Genomic DNA, 6,736 nt, shown 5'->3' on the forward strand with positions numbered 1-6,736 from the left:
TATTGAATCGGGCCGTTTGCCCGATTATGCCGGAAACGTTTCCGGCGTGTTTCGTATCACTCAGCCGACGAGTGTTCGGGTAGTGGTTGGGAGTATGTGGTCGCGGACAACTAACGTCAAGGGATCGTGTTACATGACGCCGCAGCCTCCGAGGTATGAGGGGCCGTCCATTCGTGCGCTGGGATGCGCGCTGGCGCCCGGTGGCGTTCGGTGGCGCGCGCGGCCCGCTGTGACAGCGCCGTGACGGCGCTGAGCGCGCGCCGTCTCCCGCGTCCACGTAGTCTGATCCCCGACGCATTGAAGCCGATCGGAGACCAGGAGACGATGAGCGACTCGACCGCGCAGACCCCGGGCGCGCCGGATTCAGAGACGATCGCGCAGTCGGGCAGGCTGTTCGACATGGCGCGCGACGGCGAGACGGCCGCACTGGCGCAGTACCTGGACGCGGGCGTGCCCGCGGCGCTGACCAACGAGGCGGGTGACAGCCTTGTCATGCTCGCCGCGTACTACGGGAACGCCGAGACCGTGGATCTGTTGCTGGCGCGCGGCGCCGATCCGAACGAGGCCAACGACAAGGGGCAGACGCCGCTGGCCGGAGCGGTGTTCAAGGGCCAGGTCGCGATCGTGCGCGCACTGCTCGCCGCCGGGGCGGACCCGGCCGCCGGATTCCCGTCGGCGATCGACGCCGCGAAGATGTTCGGCAAGATCGACCTGCTGGCGCTCTTCGAAGGCGCAGAAGCCGGAACAGAGGGCTGAAACCGGCCGCCGGCCGGTCGCAGTCAGCGGCAGGCGGCGAGCGCCGCGTCACTGACCTGCGTCTGATGGCGTGCGCTCGCAGCACGCGAAGGCGGCAGGTCCGTCAGGTGGACGAACACCAGGTCCCGTCCGGGTCGGCCCAGGCGTTGCAGAGGTAGCTACCGTTGCGGCCGCTGGCGCTGCCCATCGGCTGGTCGCGACCCGGCGGGCCGCCGCTCGGCTGAAAGCCGTGCGAGCACCGTGCGAGCAGCGCACCGGCCGATGCAGCATCCGGTCGAGTTCGCCGTCGCCGGACGGCCGGTGTGCCCCGGCGACGGTGCCGGGATGCAGCACTCTGACTCCGTCGAACTCGTCGCCGTTCAGCAGCGCCTGGTAGAAGCGCGCCAGGCCGGTCGAGGCGGTCGACACGTTCACCGCCGGGATGACGCTGCCGCGCCGCGCCCTGATCCGGCCTTACATCTCACAAACCCCTTGGCCGGGCCTGTCCTGCGTTGCACACCGACCGCTCCCAGTCGGCCATCGCCAGCGCATCGTCGGCCAGGCTCCGAACGGCTTTCCAGTCGAGAAGAGCATGAACAGCGCGTCGGGCGCGCGCCCGACGCCCGGTTGAGCACCACGCGGCCGTGGCGCACGACACACAACTGTGCGACGGTTCGCCTGGAGGCGATCAAATCCAGCGCACGGTAAAGTTGCGCGGGCTCCATATCGGCTGACTCCGGTGCACATTCGGCCAAGCCGACACTCGGGATATCTCCGGAGCGGGATCGCGCTTCGCGGCGGTTGTCCATGAACCGGCATCATGGGCGTCAGCTGTGAGATCGCCGTGGAGACGCCATCCCTACCCCAGCACGGTAACGGCTCGGTTACAGCGTCTCGAATGTGCATCGCACTTTACTGTTGCATTGCAGGATCTCCTGGTAGACCCTGCTAGCCAAAGAGGGAGGGGGCGGCGTTGCCAGTGCAGGATCCGGGCAAATCCCGCGCGGTTCTCATCGCGGTGGACGACTACGTTCCCGCCGACGCCGTCGCGCCGACGCCGGGCGTCTCGGAGAACGTCGAACAACTGTCCGCGGTGCTGACCGATCCCGAACTGCTCGGGCTGGCCCCCGAACACTGCACCGTGCTGCGCAACCCACCCGACGCCGCCACGGTCCTGGACGCGGTCTACGAATCCGCGGCCGCGGCGAGCGGCGCGTTCATCCTCTACGTCGCCGGCTACACGCTCGCCGCGCCCCGGCACCCCGACCTCTACTTCGGCCTGGCCGGCTCGTCCGAGTCGCGGCTCTACCGCGCGCTGCGCTTCCCCGACGTCGCCGCGCTGGTGCGCGAGGCCGGCCACGCCGCCGACCGGATCATCATCCTCGACTACTGCTACGACGGGCAGGTCCCGTCGACGCACTCCACCGGCCCGGCCGCGCTGGAAGCGGTGCCCGGCGCGTGCGTCCTCGCGGCCACCGCCAAGGACGCCAAGAGCTGGGTGCCGCCGGGGCAGCGGATGACCGCGTTCACCGGCGCGCTGATACGCGTGGCCGGGGCCGGTGTTCCGGGCGTCGGCGACGTGCTCGACCTCGCCGAGCTGCACCACCAGGCCGGCCGCGAACTGTCCGCGAACCAGCTGCCGACGCCGCGGCTGTGGCCCGGTCAGGGCGAGCGGCGGATCGCGCTGGTACGCAACACCCGCAAGGCCGCGGAGTCCAGTGGCGCGGCGGCGGACCAGACGCGGGGCGGCGCGGATCCCGACACCGCCGAGCGTCAGTACACCGACACCCTGCCCCGGGTGCCCGAGGGCCAGGACGCCGCGCTGAGCATGGCGCCGGCCGCGCTGGCCGACTGGACCGCGCAGCTGCGCACCTCCGGCTGGGGCCAGGTCGCCGACGAGGTGCTTGCCGGGGTCGCCGCCCGAGGCGCCCCGGGGAACGTGGCGCTGCTGCTCGTGGTGCTGCGGCAGGCCGGGCGGGACGCCGAGGCGGAACAGGCCGAGTCGGTCGCCCTGCTGCGGCCCGCCGCACAGTGCGCCGAACTCGTGGCCGCGCTGGTGCAGGCCGGATACCGGGAGGAGTGCGGCAGGGTGCTCGCGCTGGCGGCCCGGCGCCCGGCCGAGAACATCAAGCGGATGGTGCGCGCGCTGGCCGCGCGCGGGGACCTGCCACAGGCCGCGCTGCTGTTCGCCGAGGCGACCGGGCACGCCCCGGCCGGCGCCGCGGTCGAGCCGTTCGCCGACGTGCTCCCGGAACTCGGCGGCCCGCAGGAGGTCGGCCCGGTGCTCGCCGAGGCGACCGCGCACTGGCATGAAGGCAGGGTGCTGACCCTGGCCGAGGAGCTGGAGGCCGGGGGAGCGGAGCGCGGTTCCTACGCGTTGTACGCCCGCGCCGCGCAGCTGGCCGCCGGGAACTGGCCGCCGGACCGCTTCGCCGGGCTGATGCGCCGGATGTCGGACGCGGGCGTCGAGGACGGGGTCGACGTGCTGCTCGACGCGGCGGGCAGTGCTGTGGGCCCGTTCCCGTCGCTGACTGCGTACCTGTCCACGGCGCTGGCCAGCGCGCAAGTCCCGAAGCTGGCCTACCGGCTGCTCAGCCGGGCCGTTCCGGCTTACTCGGACGTCGAACTCGTCGCGCTGTCCTCGTACCTTGAGGCGGGACGGCAGCGGGATCTCGCGGTGCACGCGTACGCGACCGCCGCGCTCAGCCGTCCCCCGTCGACCACCGTGGGCTACATCGACGTGCTGCGCAGGCACGGCGAGCTCGCGAACGCCGACAAGCTCGTGATCGGCGTGCTCGACGGCCGCCCCGGCCACGTGGTCGGCCTGTTCGAGGCGCTGCGCGCGGCCGACCGCGCCGCGGACGTCGAGCGGATCGTCGAACTGGTGGCGCAGGGCCCTGCGGCCCTCGCCGGCGCGGTGGCCCGCGAGCTGTGGGAGGCCGGCGGGCAGCAGGACGCGGCGCCCGTCCTCGACGGCGCCGCACGGCGGCCGCTGGTCGAAGTCGCCGCGGCGCTGGTGGCGTTGGCCGCCTCGTCCGGCACGGCCGCGCTGCTCGACGGCCACCTGCGCGACCGCTCGCCGCGGGAGTTCCTCGACGCGGTCAGCGTGCTGCGAACCGCGAAGCGCGACGAGGACGCGGACCTGCTGTTCGCCGCGCTGGGCCGTGGAGCGCCGCGCCAGGTGTGCGACGCCGTGCTCACGCTGGCCCAGTCGGGCCGCGGCGAGGACGCGGCCAGCCTGCTGGACAGCTTCGCCGCGCAGGCTCCCGCGGCCGAGGCGGTCGAGGCGATGGCGCTGCTGGCCGAGACCCGGGCCGGCGCGCAGGCCGCCGGGGAACTGCTGATCACCGCGCTGGCGACCCGGACGGACCCGGCGGTGGTCCTGGCCACGCTGCGCCGGGTGCGCGCCTCCGACCAGACCGATCGCTACCTGGAACACCTCGGCGCCACCATGCCGCCGGCCGAACTGGTCGTGCTGGCCTCGAACCTGGCGACCCGCGGCTGTGACGCGGAGGCCGACCTCATGCTCACCCGGGCCGCCACCCGCGACGACTTCATGGAGCTGCGCGCGGCCTTCCACGACGCAGGCCGGCACGCGCAGGCCTACCACCTGACCGAGCGCCGCGGGGAGTACTGAGACGGCGAGGGTCTCGACACCTGTGTGACGACAGATGCCGAGACCCTCGTTGCGGCACTTCAGCTGAAGGCCGGCGATTGGCCGGTGTCTACTTCAGCGGCGGCACCGCACCGCCTGCTAGCAACCGGTGGTGCCGCCGCTGTCGAAGGCGGCTCCGTAGACGACCTTTCCCGAGCCGGGAAGTTCGATCCTCGCTCCGTTGTACACCGTGGTCCACACGGCGCTGCACGGGTTCAGGATTAAGCGGCCGGAATTGATGATCCAGCGCTGGTTGGCCGGGCACGCGGGAGCGGTGTGGCCGCAGTGTGCCGTGCCCGACCACAGCAATCCGTACACCGAGGAGTCACCCTCGAACGCGTAGTTGACGTCCGCGCACTGCGGATAGCTGTGGGTGAAGAGGTTTTGGCACATCGCCTCGACCTGGTAGCTGAAGGTGCCGTCGCTGTAGCCGACGATGTCGGCGCAGAACACCCCTTGTGTCGTCCCGTCGTTGCCGGCCGCCTCGCAGGTGTGCATGGAGGCGAGGGGCGTCACGATCTGTCCGGCGGAGGGGGAGACGGCCGCGGTGGCCGATGCGGGGGCGGCGGCGAACATGCCCAGGCTCAGGGCCAGGGCGCCGGCCGCCAGTGCGGCGGCGCGGCGGATTGCGGGTGCGGTGGTCATGGAAATGCTTCCTCCCGAGAGTTGCCATGCGTGCCGCTTTCATCGAGTGACGGGCGCGCCGATGCACAGGCCACCGACGCGTTTCGAGCTCCCACCCCCACGCGGCACGAAGGCAGTCTCGCCGCCGAGAGTCGCAATCCGGTGGCATTCCGATGGCATCACCCCTCAAACGCACCGGCGCTTCGGCAGCGACGGGTCACATGCCTGCCAGTTGCGTCAGCCGGCGTTCGAGGAAGCGCCGTTCGGCGCCGTCGTCGGTGAGTTGCCTGGCGCGTCTGTATGCGTCACGCGCCTCGTCTATGCGCCCGAGGCGGCGCAGGAGTTCGGCCCTGGTCGAGTGCAGATAGCGGAAGTCGTCGAGCCCCAGTCGGTCGACGATGCACAGGCCGGCCTGCGGGCCCTCGGTCTCGGCGACGGCGATGGCGCGGTTGAGCTCCACGACGGGCGAGCCGGTCAGGCGGCCGAGTTCGCCGTACAGCGCCGCGATCTGCGGCCAGTCGCACGGCACTTCGGCGTGCAGCGACGCGATGGCCGCCTGGAGGACATAGGCTCCACGGCCGCCCAGGGCGAGCGCCCGGTCGAGCTCGGCGCGCCCGGTGGCGATCTGCCCGGTGTTCCACCGCGACCGGTCCTGTTCGCCGAGCAGCACGAGCTCGCCGCCGCTGAACCGCGCCTCGCTGCGGGAGTCGTGCAGGAGCATCATCGCCAGCAGCCCGTGCACCTCCGGGTCGTCCGGAAGCAGCTCGGCCAGCGCGCGGCCCAGCCAGATCGCCTCCGCCGCCAGCTCGTCGCGGCCGCCGTAGCCCTCGTTGAAGATCAGATAAACGACCGCGAGGACGGCGTCGAGCCGCTCCCGCAGCAGATGAACCGGCGGCACCCGGAACGGGATCCTGGCCGCCTTGATCTTTCGCTTGGCCCGCACCAGCCGCTGCGCCATCGTGCGCTCCGGCACCAGGAAGGCGCGGGCGATCTCGTCGGTGGTCAGCCCGCCCAGGGTGCGCAGGGTCAGCGCGACCTGCGCCTCGATGGCGAGCGCCGGGTGGCAGCAGGTGAAGACGAGTTCCAGGCGCTCGTCCGGAAACGCGGCGCCCGTCGGTGTGGTGTCCATCGCTGCCGGCGCGCGATCGTCGGCGGCGAGCAGGCCGAACTTGGCCGCGAGCGTGCGTTCGCGGCGGATGCGGTCCGTCGCGTGGTTGCGGGCCGTCGTCATCAGCCAGGCACGCGGGTTGTCGGGGACGCCGTCGCGCGGCCACCGGTCGGCGGCGATGGCGAAGGCCTCCTGCGCGGCCTCCTCGGCGAGGTCGAAGTCGCCGAGCAGGCCGATCAGGGTGGCCAGTATGCGGCCCCGCTCCTCGCGGAAGACCTGCTCAAGCCGCTCTACCAATACACCTCCGAAGGCCGGATCTCGACGGCGCCGCCGTAGCGTGCCGCCGGGACGCGGGAGGCCACCTCGATGGCCGCGTCGAGGTCGTCGGCCTCGATGACGAAGAAGCCGCCAATGGCCTCCTTCATCCCGATGAACGGGCCGTCCGTGGTGAGGACCCTGCCGCCTTCGATGCGCACCGTGGTGGCGTTCTCGGGCAGGCCCATCGGCGGGCCGGGGGTGACGCCCGGCGTCTGGTTGATCCCCTGATAGTCGGCGTAGACCTGCTTCGTCTCCTCCTCGGAGAGCGAGGCCTGCTTTTCCAGCGCGGTGCCCTG

General features: G+C 72.0%; 5 protein-coding genes. 2 read left to right on the plus strand and 3 right to left on the minus strand.

The features are described 5' to 3' along the window. The first annotated feature begins 399 nt into the window (after nt 1-399). Nucleotides 400-756, plus strand: a complete 357-nt coding sequence (locus VGS97_RS25240; RefSeq protein WP_349262257.1) for an ankyrin repeat domain-containing protein — start codon at nt 400-402, stop codon at nt 754-756. 958 nt (nt 757-1,714) lie between these two features. Beyond that, nucleotides 1,715-4,372 (plus strand): caspase, EACC1-associated type, encoded by a 2,658-nt coding sequence (locus VGS97_RS25245; RefSeq protein WP_414641829.1) that lies wholly within the window; start codon nt 1,715-1,717, stop codon nt 4,370-4,372. Between the two features lie 117 nt (nt 4,373-4,489). Here the strand turns inward: VGS97_RS25245 and VGS97_RS25250 are convergent, their stop codons facing one another. The 3 genes from VGS97_RS25250 to VGS97_RS25260 all read right to left on the minus strand — a co-directional run. Next, nucleotides 4,490-5,035: a hypothetical protein gene (locus VGS97_RS25250; protein ID WP_326856144.1), complete on the minus strand. Its 546-nt coding sequence runs from the start codon at nt 5,033-5,035 to the stop codon at nt 4,490-4,492. 196 nt (nt 5,036-5,231) lie between these two features. Further along, complete coding sequence (locus VGS97_RS25255) at nt 5,232-6,419, minus strand: RNA polymerase sigma factor (RefSeq protein WP_326856145.1); 1,188 nt, start codon at nt 6,417-6,419, stop codon at nt 5,232-5,234. Then, on the minus strand, nt 6,413-6,736 hold a 324-nt coding region (locus VGS97_RS25260), incomplete at its 5' end, for a YciI family protein (protein ID WP_326856146.1). The genes VGS97_RS25255 and VGS97_RS25260, both read right to left, overlap by 7 nt.

This window comes from Actinocrinis sp. (assembly GCF_035946395.1).
Classification (GTDB): Bacteria; Actinomycetota; Actinomycetes; order Streptomycetales; family Catenulisporaceae; genus Actinocrinis.